Source organism: Pseudomonas sp. P4_C3 (genome assembly GCF_056402075.1).
Window position 1 is genome coordinate 1 of the sequence record NZ_JBFUIC010000095.1, and the last position, 17,652, is coordinate 17,652.

Here is a 17,652-nt window from a genome sequence, read left to right on the forward strand (position 1 = left end):
CCGTATGAAACACGCTCGTATCCGATTCGAAAGCCAAATACATTCCGTCACGGTTGATGCAGACAACATCGTGCATCTGAGCGATGGCCGCTCCCTCAGTGAAGACCAGGTCGAGTGGCTGCCGCCGGCCCATGGCAACATGTTTGCCCTCGGCCTGAACTATGCCGATCACGCTGCCGAACTCGCCTTCGCGCCGCCAACCGAACCTTTGGTGTTCGTTAAATCAACGGGCACCTATACCGGCCACAATCAGATCACCTGGAGACCTGACAACGTTGCCTACATGCACTATGAGTGCGAACTGGTTGCGGTCATCGGCAAGCCTGCGCGCAACGTCAAGCGTGAAGATGCGCTGAGCTATCTGGCGGGTTACACCGTATGCAACGACTACGCGATCCGCGATTRCCTGGAAAACTACTACCGCCCTAATTTGCGGGTAAAAAACCGTGACGCCACGACCCCGGTGGGTCCCTGGATTGTCGATGTTGCAGATGTCCCCGATCCGGGCAATCTGAAACTGCGCACCTGGATCAATGGTGAGCTTCGCCAGGAAGGCTCGACCAAAGACATGATCTTCGACATTCCTTACCTGATCGAATACCTGTCCAGTTTCATGACCCTGCAGCCAGGCGACATGATCGCCACCGGTACGCCGGAAGGCCTTGCAGACGTAGTTCCAGGCGATGAAGTGATCGTGGAAGTCGAAGGCGTTGGTCGCCTCGTTAATCGAATTGTCAGCGAAGCGGATTTTTTCTCCGCCCGTAAAGAGGCTTGAGCAATATGATCAAACATTGGATCAATGGCCGTGAGGTCGAAAGCAAAGATACCTTCACCAACTACAATCCAGCCACCGGCGAAGCGATTGGTGAAGTGGCCAGCGGCGGTGCCGAAGAAGTTGCACAGGCGGTGGCGRCAGCCAAGGAAGCCTTTCCTAAATGGGCCAATACACCGGCCAAAGAGCGCGCACGACTCATGCGCAAACTTGGCGAACTAATTGAGCAAAATGTTCCACACCTGGCCGAGCTGGAAACCCTGGACACGGGCCTGCCGATCCATCAGACCAAAAACGTGTTGATTCCGCGCGCTTCGCACAACTTCGATTTTTTCGCCGAAGTCTGCACCCGCATGGACGGCCACAGTTACCCGGTCGACGACCAGATGCTCAACTACACCTTGTACCAGCCGGTGGGCGTTTGCGGCCTGGTGTCACCCTGGAACGTGCCGTTCATGACGGCAACATGGAAGACAGCACCGTGCCTGGCACTGGGCAACACTGCCGTGCTTAAAATGTCCGAGCTGTCGCCGCTGACGGCCAACGAACTGGGTCGCCTGGCCGTCGAAGCCGGCATTCCGAACGGTGTGCTCAACGTCATCCAGGGCTATGGTGCTACTGCCGGTGACGCGCTGGTCAGGCACCCGGACGTACGAGCGATCTCCTTCACCGGCGGCACTGCCACCGGCAAAAAAATCATGCAAACCGCCGGCCTGAAAAAGTATTCCATGGAACTGGGCGGCAAGTCCCCCGTGTTGATCTTTGAAGATGCCGACCTGGAGCGTGCCCTCGACGCGGCGTTGTTCACCATCTTCTCGCTCAATGGCGAGCGCTGCACCGCCGGTAGCCGTATCTTCATTCAGGAAAGTGTTTACCCGCAGTTCGTGGCTGAGTTCGCGGCACGTGCCAAACGCTTGATCGTCGGTGATCCACAAGACCCGAAAACCCAGGTCGGCTCGATGATCACCCAGGCCCACTACGACAAGGTCACCGGCTACATCAAGATCGGCATCGAAGAAGGCGCCACCCTCCTCGCAGGCGGCCTGGAACGTCCGGCCAACCTGCCAGCCCACTTGAGCAAAGGTCAGTTCATCCAGCCGACGGTGTTCGCCGACGTGAACAATAAAATGCGCATTGCCCAGGAAGAAATCTTCGGTCCGGTAGTGTGCCTGATTCCGTTCAAGGATGAAGCCGAGGCCCTGCAACTGGCTAACGACACCGAATACGGCCTGGCGTCCTACATCTGGACCCAGGACATCGGCAAGGCGCATCGTCTGGCCTACGGCATCGAAGCCGGCATGGTATTCATCAACAGCCAGAACGTGCGTGATCTACGTCAGCCGTTCGGTGGCGTGAAAGGTTCCGGTACCGGGCGCGAAGGTGGCCAATACAGCTTCGAAGTTTTCGCCGAAATCAAGAACGTCTGCATTTCCATGGGCAATCATCACATCCCTCGCTGGGGATTGTGAGCAGCCGATAGCCGCTGCTGAAGGCTGCGATGAGGCGCGCATCAGCTCATCGCGGTTCTCACTGGCCGCTGAATTGAATCGACAAGAATAATTTCAGGAGAATCATCATGGGCGAAGTCGTCCTGGCAGCAAAAGTTTGCCATGTACCGTCGATGTACTTGTCCGAACTGCCGGGCAAACACCACGGCTGCCGTGCTGCAGCTATTGCAGGGCATAAGGAAATAGGTCGTCGCGCGCGTGAGTTAGGTGCCGACACCGCCGTCGTGTTCGACGTGCACTGGCTGGTGAACAGCGGCTACCACGTGAACAACGGTGAGCATTTCAGTGGTGTTTACACAAGCAATGAACTACCGCATTTCATCAAGGACATGGTTTACCACTACCCAGGCTGCCCGGAACTTGGACAACTGATCGCAGAGGAAGCCAACGCGGCCGGGGTGCGCACGCTGTCGCATAACATCCCGAGCCTGGAACTGGAATACGGCACCCTGGTGCCCATGCGCTACATGCACATGGATGTACCTGCAGCCGAAAAACTCAAGGTGATTTCCATCGCGGCCTGGTGTGCCTGGCATCGTCTGGAAGACAGCTTCACTTTCGGCGCCGCCGTACGCCGCGCAATCGAGAAGAGCGACCGCAAAGTCCTGGTGCTGGCCTCCGGTTCTCTGTCACACCGTTTCTCTGACGATCGCGAAGCGGAAGCCAATATCCACAACTGGACGCGCGAATTCGACAAACAGGTCGACATGCACGTGGTCAAGCTGTGGCGTGAAGGTCGATTCAAAGAGTTCTGCGCGATGCTTCCTGATTACGCCRAACACTGCTTCGGCGAGGGCAAGATGCACGACACCGCAATGCTCTTGGGTCTGCTGGGCGGACCGGACTACAACAAGCCGGTCGAAGTCCTCACAGAGCCCTTTGGCAGCTCCGGAACCGGCCAGATCAACGCCATTTTCCCGCTCTGAATTTCGCTCAAGCGGCAGGGACGCGCCCGCCGTTCAGCGCAACTGCCTACCAGGAGGGCACATGCCGCATTTTATTGCTGAATACACCGACAACATCGAGCTACAGGCCGACTTGCCGGGCCTTTTTGAAAAAGTCCACGCGACACTGGGGGGCAGCGGTGTATTTCCGCTGGGGGGTATCCGAAGCCGAGGCGTTCGACTGGATACGTGGCGCATGGCCGACGGTAAACACGATTACGCCTTCGTCCACATGACGCTGAAGGTTGGCCATGGCCGCGACCTGGCGACGCGCCAACAGGTCGCTGAAAAGCTGTTCGAAGTCATTACCGCGCACTTTGCTCCGCTGCAGGCGGAACGTCTGCTGGCGCTGTCGTTTGAAATGATCGAGCTGCACCCCGAGCTGAACTTCAAGCTCAACAACGTGCATGCCTTCCTCAAGCAGCAGGCGAATTAGCAAGCCCTCCCCCCCAACGGCCACTCTCACAAAAAGTACAAAATCATGAGCATAGCCACTTCCGCTACACAGCCTTTGAGCGATGCCTCAATGTCCACCCACCGCACAGTGACTTGGCGGCTGATGCCACTGCTGCTGGTGTGTTACCTGTTTGCTCATCTTGATCGGATCAACATTGGTTTCGCCAAGATGCAGATGGGCGCCGACCTGCAGTTCAGCGATACCGTCTACGGCTTTGGTGCGGGCCTGTTCTTTATTGCCTACGCGATGTTCGGTGTACCCAGCAACATCGCTCTGGATCGCATCGGGCCACGACGCTGGATCGCTTTGTTGATGGTCGTCTGGGGGACCCTGTCGACCAGCATGCTGTTGATCAAAAACGCTGAGGGTTTCTACGCGTTGCGCTTCTTGCTCGGYGTCGCCGAGGCCGGATTTTTCCCAGGCATTTTGGTGTACCTGAACCGCTGGTATCCAGCCAGCAGGCGCGCACAAGTAACCGCGTTGTTTGCCATTGCCGTGCCGCTGGCCGGGGTCGTCGGTGGCCCTCTATCGGGCGGTATCCTGCAAGGCTTTCATGATGTTGGGGGCCTGCGTGGGTGGCAGTGGATGTTCCTGATTGAAGGCGCGCCAGTCGTGCTTCTCGGCTTGCTGGTACTCAAGGTGTTGCCTGACAACTTCGAGTCAGTCAGCTGGCTGAGCAACGAGCAGAAAGACCAACTGCGCAACCAACTGGCTAGCGAAGAGCAACGCAAATCCATCATCTCGTTTGGCGGAATACTGCGAGATCCTCAGGTCTGGCTGCTGGTGGGCATCTATTGCGCGGTCATGTTGGCGGTCAACACGCTAGCTTTCTGGATGCCTACACTGATTCACAGCTCCGGGATTGGCAGCGATGGCAAGGTCGGCCTGCTCAGTGCTCTGCCCTATCTGGCAGGCTGCGGTTTCATGATCGCCTGCGGACGCTCATCGGATCGGCGCCGCGAACGCCGGTGGCACTTGAGTGTGCCATTGCTCATGTCAGCCCTCGGTATCGCCGTAGCCGGACTTTTGCCTGACGATCCCTTCATGGTAATCGGCGGATTGGTGATTGCCGGTATGGGCGCGAGCGCCGCACTACCGATGTTTTGGCAGCTGCCTCCCGCATTCCTGTCAAACAGCACCCAGGCGGCGGGCATCGCCTTGATCAGCTCTCTGGGAAGTATTGCCTCGTTTCTGACACCCAATCTGATTGGCTGGATGCGTGACACCACCCACAGCGCCAGCCTTGCCCTCTACGTCCTCGCGACCTTGATCGTCGCAGGCGCCTTCCTGGTGCTGCGCACGCCTGCCGCCATCGTCAATCCTCATTAAGAGATCCACGTCATGCTCGATCAAGAATTTATCCAGCAAGCCGCTGCTCAACTGGACAACGCCGAACGCTCTCGTGAGCAAGTCGGGCAGTTCTCCATCGCGCATCCACAGATCACCATCGAAGATGCCTATGCCATTCAGCGAGCCTGGGTGGCGCAGAAAATAAAGAACGGACGCAAGCTGGTGGGGCACAAGATTGGCCTGACCTCTCGGGCCATGCAGGTTTCATCAAACATTACAGAACCGGATTACGGGGCGTTGCTTGACGACATGCTGTTCGACGAAGGCACCGATATCCCCTTCAACCGTTTTATCGTGCCGCGCGTTGAAGTGGAGCTGGCATTCATCCTCGGCAAGCCGCTCAAAGGCCCGAACGTGACCATTTTCGATGTACTGGATGCTACTGAATGGGTGATCCCTGCCCTGGAAATCATTGACGCGCGTATTCAGCAGATCGATCCCGAGACCAAAGCCACGCGCAAGGTCTTCGACACCATTTCCGACAATGCGGCGAACGCGGGAGTGGTCATGGGTGGCCGTGCTGTGCGCCCTCATGAAGTCGACCTGCGTAAGGTGCCAGCCGTTTTGTACCGCAATGGCGTGATCGAGGAATCAGGGGTTTCTGCCGCGGTGCTCAATCATCCCGCGAAAGGTGTCGCCTGGCTGGCCAACAAGCTCGCCCCCTACGACGTCACGTTACAACCGGGGCAAATCATTCTGGGAGGGTCGTTTACCCGTCCAGTGGCCGCCAGTCCAGGCGATACCTTCCATGTCGACTACGACATGCTGGGCTCCATCTCCTGCCGCTTCGTCTGACTCCTGGAGGACTGATTCATGGATATGCCCATCAACACATTCAAACAACGCCTGAAAAGTGGCAAGGCTCAAATCGGCCTTTGGCTCGGTCTGGCCAACCCTTACTGCGCAGAGCTGGCAGCCAATGCCGACTTTGATTGGCTATTGATCGACGGCGAGCATGCGCCCAATGATATACGCAGCATGCTTGGCCAATTGCAGGCGATAGCGCCCTACACTAGTCATCCAGTGATCCGCCCTGTCGCTGGCGACACAACGTTGATCAAACAGATTTTGGACATCGGCACACAGACTTTACTGGTGCCGATGGTCGAAAGCGCCGAACAAGCGCGAGAGCTGGTGCGTGCCGTGCACTATCCGCCCAGTGGCGTGCGCGGTGTAGGCAGCGCGTTGGCGCGGGCGTCGCGCTGGAACAGCGTGCCCGGCTACCTGGACAAGGCTGACGAGCAAATATGCCTGCTGGTGCAGATTGAAAGCCTGAAAGGCCTGGAGAATCTGGATGCCATCGTCAACGTCGAAGGCGTTGACGGGGTGTTTATCGGCCCTGCCGACCTCAGCGCTGCGATGGGCCATCGCGGTAACCCGGGCCATCCCGAAGTTCAAGCAGTAATTGAAGACACCATCATACGAATCCGCGATGCCGGCAAAGCGCCCGGCATTCTCAGCGCCGACGAAAGATTGGCCAGACGCTACATCGAGCTCGGCGCGGCATTCGTAGCGGTCGGCGTCGACACCTCTGTACTGATGCAAGGCCTGCAAGCACTGACAAGCAAGTTCAGAAATACCCCGGCCACGATCAGTACCGGCGGTGTTTACTGATTTCAGGTCAATTGCAAATGCTCACCGCTGGCAGACATCAATGCCAGCGGTGACCATTCCGCCTCAACGCTTCAGTGTCTTCAATTCATTGAGTAACACCAACAACGTCTGCAACTTCTCCGCGCCGAAGCGCTCCTGCAAGCGCTCATAGTTCTCTTCCATGCGCCCACTCATACTTTCAAAGCAACGGTCTCCGGCAGCGGTCAGTTTCACCAGCACTCGGCGCTGGTCGTGTTCTGAGCGCCGTCGTTCGACCAACTCTGCGGTCTCCATCCGCGCCAGTACGCCAGTCATGCTGGGCTTGAGAATACATGCCAAGTCCGCCAAGCGATTGATCTCCAGTTCGCCCTGCTGGCTGAGAATCCGCACTACCCGCCATTGTTGCTCAGTGAGGCCTATATCCTTCAGAGAAGGCCGGAAAAAGCTCATGGCCACTTCACGGGCCTGGAGCAGGTTGAGTGTCAAAGACTGTCGGTGCTTGGGCATTTAGAAACGGCTCAAAAATCAGTTAGCATGTTAATAATCTTATCACGCCGAAATAGCGATGACGTTTCTAGCGTCCATAAAAAAACGGCGCATTTAGGCGCCGTCCATTTGGTCGCTAACCAGAGCACGTCAGAGCCTGATAACCGCTTTCAACACAGTCTTGAAGGTTTCCAATTGGTCGTCGCTGAATTGACTGAAGACTTTTTCCTGCTGTTCTCGGGCTATTGTCCATAATCCTTCTGTTTCATCGATACCTTTAACGGTCAGACGCAAGCGCTTATCTTCTTCACAGACCAGCCCCTTACGAGTGAGATTGGCGACGGCCTCTTCGATTTCCCGCTCGGGCATCGCCACCTCCCGTTGCAGATCCGTGAGGCTCAACCCTGCATCGTTCTCCAGCACCATCAACATACGCGCCTCACTTGTCCGCAAACCTGTCGACAATTGCCGCGGCTGATAGCTTGCTTGATACGCGCGCAATGCTTGGGTCATGAGGTAGTACAAATTGTGGCTCAGCCTTCCTTGGAAGTGGCTGCTCGGCGGCTGACCTTCAGCACTTTTTGTCATGCGCGTGTGGGGCAACACCATGGAGTATGCGCCCTGGTGGTACAGCAACGGCGAACGACCAAAATCATCGAAAGCCATTACCCTACCGATCATGATCCAATGATCACCACCGTCCACCTGCTGATATTTTTCGCACTGAAAACGCGCTGAGCAATCAGCAAGAATGGGCGCCCCTCCGTGACCTGACTCGTATTCGATGCCAGCAAAACGATCGTCTTTCGGACGAGCGAAATTGTTCGACAAATCAATTTGATCTGCAGCAAGTACATTCACGGCAAAGTGGGTAGCGGCAGCAAATACATCATGGCTGGTTGATCGCTTATCGATACTCCAGAGAATCAACGGCGGATCGAGCGACACCGAGTTGAAGCTATTGGCCGTCACCCCCACTTTTCGGCCATCGTGATCGGCGGCTGTCACCACTGTCACACCGGTGGCGAAGTTACCTAAGGCGCGGCGAAATGCACGCGAATCGAAGGCAGAAGAAGCTGCAATTTCATTAATATCGGACATGCAAGACTCCCGAGCACGCCCCCTGGGCGCGCTCTGATTATTTTTATGAGGGGCTTGTGGCTTGACGGCGAACGGCCTTAGGCCATTGAGGGATCGGGCTCAAGACCCATCAGTTCGCGGCCAAGTATCTGTGCACAAACGTCATAGTCGGTATAGGCGTGCGCCCCCGTAAGATGTGCGTCGCGGAAAAGGCGTTGCAACTCGTTGGTTTCAAACCAGGCGCCGCCGCCGGCCGCTTCCATCAGACGGTCCACAGCCTGGATACACATTTTCGTGGCATAACCTTGATTGGTACGCCAGAACGTGAGCGTGGTGCGGCTAGGGTACTCGTGGCGCTCGCTGTATTCGGCAATCTCCTCCCAGCTTTTTTCCAGCAACGCTCGGGCAGCCGCAACTTGATGCGTGGATTCGGCCAGGCGCATCAATGCCGGGGTGGCTGCGCCGACAGCGGCACCGGTGTAGGCACGGACGCGGTTGCGGGTTTTCTCGCGGAAGACATCCAGCATGCGCTCGGCAATACCCAGGCTGACAGTCGAAAAACCGCTGGCGAAATAAGGTCGATAAGGGGCGAAGAAAATCTTGCTGTCCGGATACAAACCAAAGCCCGCCGACTTGCCTTCGATCATGTCCTTGGCTTTCTGGATTCGGTGCTCGGGCACGAAAGCATTCTTGACGATCAGGGTTTTGCTACCGCTGCCACGCATACCAACGGCAAACCAGTCATCACGAATTTCGTAGTCACTGCTTGGCAGCACCGCGAAACAATAATCCCGAGTGCCTTCGGCATTCTCGCGAAAGAACCCCATGATGGCCCATTCGGCATGATCACAGCCTGAACTCCATCCCATCTCACCACTGAAAGTGACGCCTCCCTCCACCTCCTCGGTGCGACCAAAAGGCGCGATGCTGCTACTGGCAGTAGCATCGGGGTCATTTCCCCACATCTCATCCTGCAGCTTGCTGGAAAACATTGCGATTTGATGACTGTGAGTACATAGAAGGCTCATGGCCCAGGCCGTGCTGGCACAGGAACCGGCCAACAATGCGATGCAGTCGGCAAACTGAGGCAGAGAGATCTCCATGCCGCCGTACTTTTTCGGCTGCAACGCATGGTGCATACCAATGCCTTTGAGCAAAGCGATATTCTCGGCGGGAACACAACGCGCGCGTTCGGCCTCGAAGGCATTAGCCGCGATAGTAGGCAGAACACCTTTCAGGTCTTCCAGCAGCGGGTTTGGAGTTTTCATGGGCGGTCTCTTTATTATTGGATAGTGGCGCTCCGCTTGGCAGACGCTTGCGAACAGCGCCAGAAGGCACCGTACGCTAGATGGCAAGCGGGTAAGCGCGTCAGCACCCGTTCAGTATGAGGTGCTGGGGCACTACGAAAAATGCACGTTACAAATAGAAGATTGCACTTTTCATAGAGTCTTTAAGCAACGAACAAAACGCGAAGAAGAATGGACCTGAAAGTGATGTTCATCGCTGACTGTTTAAAGATGGCCGCTGCCCTTCCCTCCTGACTTGCCCCCCGCGCCGCCGACTTACCGACAACAGATCCGAGCGAAAAGCCTCATACAAACGAAACGCAATGACTTGTAGAGCGTCGACCAAGCGAAGCAATTTTCACTGCAACAAAGCCTTCTGCTTGAGCACCCTATACCGCGCTAAAAACAACAAAACAAGCTTATTTCGAGCGAACATTTTCCTGCTGGATTGAGCACAGTCAAGGTAGAATTTTTCACGCACAGGCAATATACTAAACACTGCGTATACTAATTATTTCCTTGACGAGAGCCATCCTGGGCTTTTGTTTTTTAGAAACAAATGCACCTGGGTAAGGGATCTTGAAAATGTCGACTAACAAACCTGTATCGACCAACAAATCGATAGTGGGTCGCCCACGAAGCGAAGCTACACGCCGTCAGATCCTGGATGCCACCATCAGGCTGCTGCAGGAAAAATCCATTCAAGCCATCTCAATCGAGGCGATAGCACGAGAAGCTGGCGTTAGTAAATCAACCATATACCGGTGGTGGGACTCCAAAGCGTTAGTCGTTATCGACGCGTTCATAGAGAACCAAATGTTGAAAACAGCCTTGCCACGAGAACTGGGTCCGAGAGAGGCAATTGCTCAGCACTTCCGCTCCCTCGTAGACCAATACTCTGGTTGGGCCGGTCGACTGGTCGCACAAATACTCGCGGAAGGTCAGTCAGATCCCTCTACTTTGAGAGATTTTCGAGAGCGGTTTCATTATGGAAGGCGCGCGATAATTCGAGAAACGCTAGAGGAATGGAGGGTGAGCGGCGAGATATCTCCCGATACGGATATCGAGATACTGATGGATTTGATTTACGGGGCCGTTTACATGCGACTCATGATTGGACACGCCCCACTTAACCAAGCGTTTGCCGAGTCGCATATAAACTTTGTGTACCACTTACTGGGTGTCAAGAGCACTGACCCCGAGGCCTAGTCGTTATTAATCAAGTTCAGTGCGCAGGCGTTGAGTTGATCGGATACCGACGTCGAGCCATTGGAAACGAACACCCCGCTCATCTCGCTATAAGACTGATCGAAGTACTCGCCCCAATTGGGTCATTTCTTTTGCGTAGCGCGGACGAGCTTATCGGCAACGCCCATCAGCACATTGTTACCGGCTACCCAGACGCCCAGGTTCTGAACCGGAGTGGAACGTTTGGCCTTCGGATCCTCGCGTCCCATCTCCGGGTTTTTATGACAGGCAACCGGCGCGTTGAGTATCAGCCTGCGTAAACAGGAATTGGCATGGTCGCACCACACGATCTCAGCCTCACGACCTTCGATTACCTTCACCGCATAATCAGGGTCGGCCAGCATCTGCCGTGCCAGCATGCTTGCATCGACATCGCCGTCCCAAATAGCCGCCGCCGCTTGCCGGGGATCTGGAGTACTGGAAAGGAACAGGAGCACCCCGCTACCTAGTGCCTTGCGGAAGGCCTGCGGCTCCCCGTGGTTCAGCATGTTGCCGGAAGTACTCGGCACATTGTCACGCATCGACTCGTAGTTGCCCTCGCTTAGGGAGATGAAGTCCAGGCCGACCTCGGCGATGTGCGCTGCGACCTCAGCGTAACCCTCCGGCCCCTGGCCGTCGGGCATATGGTCATTCACACTCATACGCACCCCCACCGGATAATCCGGGCCGACTTCGGCGCGCACTGCTGCAACCACATCGCGCAAGGCTCTAGCGCGATTCGCAACCGAACCACCGTATTCATCGCTGCGTTGATTGGCCAACGGGGACAAAAAGGACGAGTAGAAGTAGCACATGTGTGCGCCAATCTCGACGCCATCGAAACCACTAGCCTTGGCCCGGCGTGCACCGGCGACGACGCTCGCCTCGATGTCCTTGATCTCCTGGATGCTGGCCTCGTGTGGCACTGGTGTTATTCGGCCACCGGGGATATGGAGATGGTTGGGCAAGCCGCCAGCCCCCAGGTTCACCGGCTTCGGGCTGGCCGCCAAAATCCACTGACCGTTGCGCGGCACGCCCATGCGGCCGAAGCTCGGAAACAGCTGCGCGAACACTGCCGCACCACATTCATGTACAGCATCGGACACACGCTTGAGGTCATCGACGAATGCGTCTTTGTCAAAGCGAAGGTTTGGCGAAAACGGCGACTCATTCCAGGCTCGTTCGCTGCATACCGATCCACCAACGATGACCAGGCCCACCCCGCCCTGCGCACGACGCTTGAGGAACGCGATGGTCTGCTCACTTGGGCGGCCGTCCTCGGTCGGGCGAAGTACCGCCATCGGCCCAAGGATAATGCGGTTTTTAATCTGCAATCCATTGATCTGCAGCGGGCTTGCCAGCACCTTGGCTGCATTGCTTGTATTCATCGAAATGTTGGTCATGGTCAAAACTACTCTTGCCTGTATAGGGTCGGCTTGCCGGGTTCAATCAACTGAATCCGAATCGACTTACATGATTGAGTTGGCGCCACCGTCCACGGGAATATTGATCCCGGTGACCCATTTAGACTCATCAGAGGTCAGGTAAAGGCCTGCCCAAGCGACAGCGATCGGCTCGCCCGGCTTACCCGTCAGGGTGCGCTCCACGATCGGGGCCACGGGTGCCTTGTCGCCAAACTCCCGATACATCGCCTGAACCGGCGGGGTGTTCATTACACCAGGGCTGACCGAGTTAACCCGTACACCAACAGCGATGCCTTCTGCGGCCAGTTGGCGCGTCAGGGCAAGGACCGCACCTTTCGCCGCGGCATGTGCAGCCTGCGGCAGCGCTCTCGCTCCCTGCATGCCAGCACCGGAGCCGATGTTGACGATGGCACCTTTGGACTTCACCAGATACGGCCAGGCAAGCTGGCAAGCGCGCCAGACAAGATCGAGTTCATTCTGGATAGTGAAGACATAATCGGCGTCGCTCTGCACCGCAAAAGGCGCAAAACGCGGCAGACTGGCATTATTGTAGAGCGCGTCAATGCGGCCATACCAAGCGGCAGCACCATCGATCCAACGCGCTACATCGTCGCGGTCGCTGAGGTCAACAGGAGCGACCACGTCGATGGAATGACCATCGCTTTCTACCAATTTCGCGGTTTCTGCGGCCGTCTGCGGATTGATGTCGCAGCCGACGACGATCGCACCTTCGCTGGCGAACAGGCGAGCTGTCTCGCGCCCCATCCCACTGCCAATGCCGGTCAGTAAAACCACCTTGTCCTGCAATCGCTTGCTCATACCAATCCTCTCGTAAGGGACTTCATATTTTTGTTGTTTTACATCACGCCTTACGGGTACCTAGACGAAAGCAGAGGGCGGACAAAAGCCCCAACGCCAATGCCGCCCAGCCCAAGCTGCCATAGCCAACATGCAGGGCGAGCACGCCCCCCAGGAGTGGGCCAGTAGCCGAACCCGCCATGACCATCACCGGAGTGGCTGCGACCACGCGACCGGACGGATCCAGTCGCGCAAGTACCCCGAATGCGAACACATGGGTGAATGTGACGACGGCGATGAGAACTGAGGTCRCTACGATGTAAACCCCGTAACCACTGAACTGGGTCACAGCAACTGCTGCAGTGGCTTGTATCAGAGGTCCCGCCATGACTACGCCCGAGGCCGGCAAGCGGCGTTCAAGGAGACTGGAAAGGGCGACAGGTACGAGATTCACGAAGCCACTGATGACAAGCACCGTGGTGATCTGCGCCGCGCTGAATCCGTGCCAGCCTCCTACACGCTCGATGAATCCGAAGACCATCGAATGGCTCACCATCAATAGACTCACGCCAGCGATGCCGAACCATACTCGCGCAGGCAACTTGGCGAGCTTGGATCGATCGTGCTGGATCGCACGGGCGGCCTTCGGAAAAGCCAGCAGTGCGGCGAGTGCGGCAGTAAACATGATGCCCGACATTGTGTAGAAGAATATGTTCGGGCCGTTCTTGCCCACTAGCGGAGGCAGCGTCGCCATCACCAGGATGGACAGTAGGCTCAGCGAGCTAAATGCCATTGCCGCTGTGCGGTGCGGATTGGCAGTGCCACCCATCGTCCCGTGAACGATCGACAGGCCGCAGCCGACCGCCAGACCTGCCACGACATGCGCCGAAGCCAAAAGGGTATAGCTACCACTTACGCTTGGCATGCTGGCGAAGGCCATACCCGCCACGGCATAAGCCGCCGACGTTATGCGCTTGCGGTTGAGTCGGGATAGTTTTGGTGCAATACACAGGCTGCTGAGCACGACCGACCCGAGGAACAGAGTCAGAAGGAACCCGGCACGCTGCGGATCAAGTGCCAGTTGCCCGATCAGGACGATTCCAACCCAGATCGGCAAAGTGGTGATATCCATCAGGCCAGCGCAATGCCCGATGACGAGCGCCGCGGTACCGTAGCGGGCTTCCTTCCGGTTGCCAGCAGCCTTCGTCAGAGAGTCAGAAACAGAATGTGAGCTCATTGGTCTTTAGCCTTTAGGTAGCCGACAAGCAATTCAAGGTCGGCGTCGGTTATTTCGGTTTTACGAAATGCCGGCATGATCAGTACGCCGTTGCGAACGAAATACTTGATGAAGGCCGGGGGCATGTCAGTGCGCTCTTCCAATGCAGCCGGTAAGCTGCCGCCATACTTGGCCGCCAGCGAAGCTGTGCCAGGCATGCGTGAAGCTGCGACGTGACAGATCGCACACCACTGATCGAAAACCTGCTTGCCACGCTGACCCGGTTCGACGTCCCTGGCCGGTTCGGAGGCGACTGCCAGACCTGCCAGCATCATCAGCACGATGAAACTGTTCGTTTTCATTTGGTGCCCTTCCTCAAATGCTTGGGCCAGATGCCGTAGCGGCCCGGCGAAAGAGTTCCGTTAGGATCGATGGCGTCCTTGATGACCTCGTTCAAGTGCAGCAGGCTGTTGTTGTTGTACGAATACAGGCCCATGGCCTGGTCCTGGAATTCCGGGTGGCAACGATATTCGCCCCAGCCATGCTGTGCGCCAATATCGAGCAGCGTCCGATACGCCTTGATGGAGGCTTTGTTCATCGCCGTATCATCGGTAATCGGGAAGCCCACGATGAAAAGGAAAGCGCGCTCGAAAAACGGCGCAGGCAACGCAAAAGGCCTGAGGTTCCAGATCGGCACATTCTGCAGCGCAGGCATGGTGCGGTGCGCTTCTTCGAWGACACGGTTGGCTTCGAGGATGCCTTGCGCAGTCTGTGGAATGACTGGAGAGAACCACATATGGCCGCGCATTGGGTGCGGGTTGCCTCCGGCACGCGTGCCCATACCGAAGAAGTCCATGTTTGGTACACCCACATCCTGTGGGTAAACCGTCCACTCAGCGGAAGCCTTGCGCGGATCGGTCTGAATCTGGCCAGCCTGAAAGCGCACTCCCTTGATCGACTTTGCGGCCAGCTCCTGTACCGCCTCCCACTGGGCCTGGATCACCTTCGGTGGTCCGTAGAACTTCAGGTTAAGCACCCAGTAAGGAATGTTGTTGTCCTGTCCATACTTCTGCAACTCTGCCGAAAAGCCAACGCTGGCTTTCGCAACCAGCTCGGCATGCGGTTTCTGCAACTGCGGCGGGCCATCATAAAATGCGTCGACAAGGTGTTTCGTGTAATTGCTGACACCCAGCAGCGGGCTACCCATTTCCGGAGCACCAGGGGCTAACCCAGTGTTCTCGACGTACTTGAGCAATTCCACTACCGCGTGCAGGTCGTCATAACGCGCGGCCATCACCATGCCATGCATGAAGGCTTCTGGTGCCGGCATCAACCAAATGCCCATCTTGGTGACAACGCCGAAATTGGACTGGGAAAAAATGCCATCCAGGATCGGCCCCATGCCCATCTTGAATTGCCCCCACGTCTGGGAACCGGGAAGCGCTCCCATTCCTGTGCGAACCACCTCCCCATTTGCCAGCACCACCTCCATTCCGCAGTGCGAATCGAAATGGTTGCGAAAGCGCGACAGCGTGTGACCTACTCCATGGTCAAGCGCATTGCCAACCACACTGCCCCAGCCGGGGTCGGCGACATCCAACCACACTTTCAGGCCACGTTCCTGGATGTAGTTATACAGATCGAAATAGCTGACGCCGGGCTCCACGATTGCGTAGCCATTGCTTTCGTTGACCTCAATGATGCGGTTCATCCGCTTCAGATCCAGCACAACACTGCCGCCATGATTGGGCGCTGAACCACCGTAGCCGAGGTTTTTGCCGGTGGAAATCGTATAAAGCGGTATGCGGTGCTTATCGGCAATGCGCACGACCGCCTGCACCTCTTCAACCGAACCGGGCGCCACGRCAGCTGATGCGCTTCGATCCTCGGGCGTGTCGCGCAGCGGGGAATAAGAATCACGGTAGGGAAACAGATCCTCGTCCTCAACGAAGACCCATTCTTTTCCGACTACACCAGCAAACGCCTGTAGCGCGACGGAAAAAACTTCGGGGGAAACATTCGGGGGTGTTCTCATAATTCACGCGATGATCCATGAAACCAAAGGATTGGGTTGGCTCGCCGGTACGTCGTACTGATGCAGCACAACAGTACGGCGCGACTGGCTGCGTGCTTGTTCTGCAAGGCAGTGCCAAACCTCGCGCGTGGTGAGTCCGGCGACAGCGCCACCTTGCTCACGCCAAAACGGTACGAGCGATTCCTGCCAAAGCCTCGTGAGTCCATTCGTGACTTCAAGCCGCGCACTGCCTTTTTTGGCATGCTCAATGGCGAAAGCCAGGCTTTGCGGCAATCGGCGGTCCGTCACGACAAAGCGAACGTCAAACTGACTGGGGTCGAATGGTTCTCGAGCGATCTCTCCGGATGGCTTCGCGAGCACCGGTAGCGCCCCCAGCATGGCGAGCGTCGCGGCACTTGCGGTGGACACGAGAAACTGGCGCCGCCCAAATCCGAGATTGGAAATATTGGGGATCGACATGCTCACTCCCCGAAAATGTTGAGGAATGTAGCGGAGCTCTGAACCCCGATTAAGAGACTGAGATCGGCGTCGAGGATCGAGCCGTTGGTATCGCGCGTCGAAGCAGCGTTGACGGGGAAGTTTTGGAAATCAGCGGACGCGAATTGCTTGTCGCGTTCAGCCACCTGTTCACTGGTCGAGTGCCAGATGCGGCCCACAATGGTAACGGTCGCAACATCGCCTTTCAGGCTCGAACCCTGATGCATGTTTGTTTCCTCCGCGCGTTCTTGTTGTTGTGCCCGTGACAGGCTTCATATGCGCGAAACAAAAAATATACGATCCGTACCGTTTTGTGCAAGCTTACTTTTTTCGGTTTCGTCAGCTGGCAGCCTTCACCTGCCTACAGAGTCAGCCCTCATGGGCCTTCCACACTCGCCAAGCCAAGCCCAAAGCGTTTTTTTACATTGCTTCTTGAGTGGTCTGTTGGCTACGATCAGAAACGCCTCAGCTTGATTTCAGCAGGCAGCCGCCCACGCCGCAGAGTGAGCACATGCAGCTTTACGCTCCTGTTAAAATTAGTCATTTATTAAGGAATACTTTATGCAGGAGAAGTCTTTAGGACGACCACGCAGCGAAGCTACTCGACTGCAAATACTGAATTCGACCATCAAGTTGCTACACGAGAACTCTATTCAGGCCATCTCGATTGAGGCAATTGCAAAGGAAGCCGGTGTCAGCAAAGCAACGATCTACAGATGGTGGGACTCTAAAGCATTGCTCGTGATTGACGCATTCATTGAAAACCATCTTCTCAAGACCCCACTGCCAATTGAACTCGGTCCCAAAAAGGCCATCGCTGCTCATTTCCGCACACTGGTAGAGCAGTTTTCTGGTTGGCCAGGCCGAATACTTGCTCAAATCATAGCCGAGGGACAATCTGACCCTTCAGTATTACGAGCCTTTCGAGAGAGATTCCACTATGGGCGACGCGCGATAGTTAAAGAAACACTTGAAGAATGGAAACGCAGCGGCGAGATC

General features: G+C 56.4%; 19 protein-coding genes. 9 read left to right on the plus strand and 10 right to left on the minus strand.

Features of this window, described 5'->3' with window-relative positions; all coding sequences use genetic code 11:
• The first annotated feature begins 4 nt into the window (after positions 1 to 4).
• From AC1DVH_RS16480 to hpaI, 7 genes are all read left to right on the plus strand, one after another.
• A complete protein-coding gene (locus AC1DVH_RS16480; RefSeq protein WP_477754716.1) occupies positions 5 to 775 on the plus strand; it encodes a fumarylacetoacetate hydrolase family protein in 771 nt (256 codons plus the stop codon).
• 5 nt (positions 776 to 780) lie between these two features.
• Positions 781 to 2,241: a 5-carboxymethyl-2-hydroxymuconate semialdehyde dehydrogenase gene (gene hpaE / locus AC1DVH_RS16485; protein ID WP_477754703.1), complete on the plus strand. Its 1,461-nt coding sequence runs from the start codon at positions 781 to 783 to the stop codon at positions 2,239 to 2,241.
• Between the two features lie 107 nt (positions 2,242 to 2,348).
• Complete coding sequence (gene hpaD / locus AC1DVH_RS16490; RefSeq protein WP_477754704.1) at positions 2,349 to 3,206, plus strand: 3,4-dihydroxyphenylacetate 2,3-dioxygenase; 858 nt, start codon at positions 2,349 to 2,351, stop codon at positions 3,204 to 3,206.
• A gap of 61 nt (positions 3,207 to 3,267) precedes the next feature.
• Positions 3,268 to 3,660: a 5-carboxymethyl-2-hydroxymuconate Delta-isomerase gene (locus tag AC1DVH_RS16495; protein ID WP_223457532.1), complete on the plus strand. Its 393-nt coding sequence runs from the start codon at positions 3,268 to 3,270 to the stop codon at positions 3,658 to 3,660.
• Between the two features lie 45 nt (positions 3,661 to 3,705).
• Entirely contained in the window at positions 3,706 to 5,010 is a 1,305-nt protein-coding gene (locus AC1DVH_RS16500) for an MFS transporter (protein WP_477754705.1), read from the plus strand.
• A 12-nt stretch (positions 5,011 to 5,022) separates the two neighbouring features.
• Positions 5,023 to 5,826, plus strand: a complete 804-nt coding sequence (gene hpaH / locus AC1DVH_RS16505) for a 2-oxo-hept-4-ene-1,7-dioate hydratase (RefSeq protein WP_477754706.1) — start codon at positions 5,023 to 5,025, stop codon at positions 5,824 to 5,826.
• An 18-nt stretch (positions 5,827 to 5,844) separates the two neighbouring features.
• Positions 5,845 to 6,645, plus strand: a complete 801-nt coding sequence (hpaI, locus tag AC1DVH_RS16510) for a 4-hydroxy-2-oxoheptanedioate aldolase (protein WP_218497878.1) — start codon at positions 5,845 to 5,847, stop codon at positions 6,643 to 6,645.
• Positions 6,646 to 6,708: 63 nt separating this feature from the next.
• Here the strand turns inward: hpaI and hpaR are convergent, their stop codons facing one another.
• From hpaR to AC1DVH_RS16525, 3 genes are all read right to left on the minus strand, one after another.
• On the minus strand, positions 6,709 to 7,131 hold the full coding sequence (hpaR, locus tag AC1DVH_RS16515; RefSeq protein ID WP_477754707.1) for a homoprotocatechuate degradation operon regulator HpaR: 423 nt from the start codon (positions 7,129 to 7,131) through the stop codon (positions 6,709 to 6,711).
• A gap of 129 nt (positions 7,132 to 7,260) precedes the next feature.
• Entirely contained in the window at positions 7,261 to 8,211 is a 951-nt protein-coding gene (locus AC1DVH_RS16520) for a p-hydroxyphenylacetate 3-hydroxylase reductase component (RefSeq protein ID WP_477754708.1), read from the minus strand.
• A 77-nt stretch (positions 8,212 to 8,288) separates the two neighbouring features.
• The gene (locus tag AC1DVH_RS16525; protein WP_056723282.1) at positions 8,289 to 9,458 is read right to left on the minus strand and encodes a p-hydroxyphenylacetate 3-hydroxylase oxygenase component; all 1,170 of its coding nucleotides are present in this window, start codon (positions 9,456 to 9,458) and stop codon (positions 8,289 to 8,291) included.
• 603 nt (positions 9,459 to 10,061) lie between these two features.
• Between AC1DVH_RS16525 and AC1DVH_RS16530 the strand changes: the two genes are divergently transcribed.
• Positions 10,062 to 10,685, plus strand: coding sequence for a TetR/AcrR family transcriptional regulator (locus AC1DVH_RS16530; RefSeq protein WP_477754709.1), 624 nt, complete (start codon positions 10,062 to 10,064; stop codon positions 10,683 to 10,685).
• A gap of 122 nt (positions 10,686 to 10,807) precedes the next feature.
• On the opposite strand, the gene AC1DVH_RS16535 is transcribed toward AC1DVH_RS16530, so the two are convergent.
• From AC1DVH_RS16535 to AC1DVH_RS16565, 7 genes are all read right to left on the minus strand, one after another.
• Complete coding sequence (locus AC1DVH_RS16535) at positions 10,808 to 12,106, minus strand: oxidoreductase (RefSeq protein WP_477754710.1); 1,299 nt, start codon at positions 12,104 to 12,106, stop codon at positions 10,808 to 10,810.
• 66 nt (positions 12,107 to 12,172) lie between these two features.
• Positions 12,173 to 12,946 carry an SDR family NAD(P)-dependent oxidoreductase gene (locus tag AC1DVH_RS16540; RefSeq protein ID WP_477754711.1) on the minus strand — a complete coding sequence of 258 codons (774 nt, stop codon included), beginning with the start codon at positions 12,944 to 12,946 and terminating at the stop codon, positions 12,173 to 12,175.
• Between the two features lie 43 nt (positions 12,947 to 12,989).
• Positions 12,990 to 14,162 carry an MFS transporter gene (locus AC1DVH_RS16545; RefSeq protein WP_477754712.1) on the minus strand — a complete coding sequence of 391 codons (1,173 nt, stop codon included), beginning with the start codon at positions 14,160 to 14,162 and terminating at the stop codon, positions 12,990 to 12,992.
• Positions 14,159 to 14,503 (minus strand): c-type cytochrome, encoded by a 345-nt coding sequence (locus AC1DVH_RS16550; RefSeq protein ID WP_477754713.1) that lies wholly within the window; start codon positions 14,501 to 14,503, stop codon positions 14,159 to 14,161. The genes AC1DVH_RS16545 and AC1DVH_RS16550 overlap by 4 nt, the downstream gene beginning before the upstream one ends.
• A complete protein-coding gene (locus AC1DVH_RS16555; protein ID WP_477754714.1) occupies positions 14,500 to 16,176 on the minus strand; it encodes an FAD-binding oxidoreductase in 1,677 nt (558 codons plus the stop codon). Before AC1DVH_RS16555 ends, AC1DVH_RS16550 begins: the two co-directional genes overlap by 4 nt.
• Before the next feature lie 3 nt (positions 16,177 to 16,179).
• Positions 16,180 to 16,635, minus strand: coding sequence for a hypothetical protein (locus AC1DVH_RS16560; protein ID WP_218497875.1), 456 nt, complete (start codon positions 16,633 to 16,635; stop codon positions 16,180 to 16,182).
• A 2-nt stretch (positions 16,636 to 16,637) separates the two neighbouring features.
• Entirely contained in the window at positions 16,638 to 16,880 is a 243-nt protein-coding gene (locus tag AC1DVH_RS16565) for a hypothetical protein (RefSeq protein WP_218497874.1), read from the minus strand.
• Between the two features lie 334 nt (positions 16,881 to 17,214).
• Here AC1DVH_RS16565 and AC1DVH_RS16570 point away from each other — a divergent pair.
• On the plus strand, positions 17,215 to 17,652 hold a 438-nt coding region (locus AC1DVH_RS16570; protein WP_477754715.1), incomplete at its 3' end, for a TetR/AcrR family transcriptional regulator.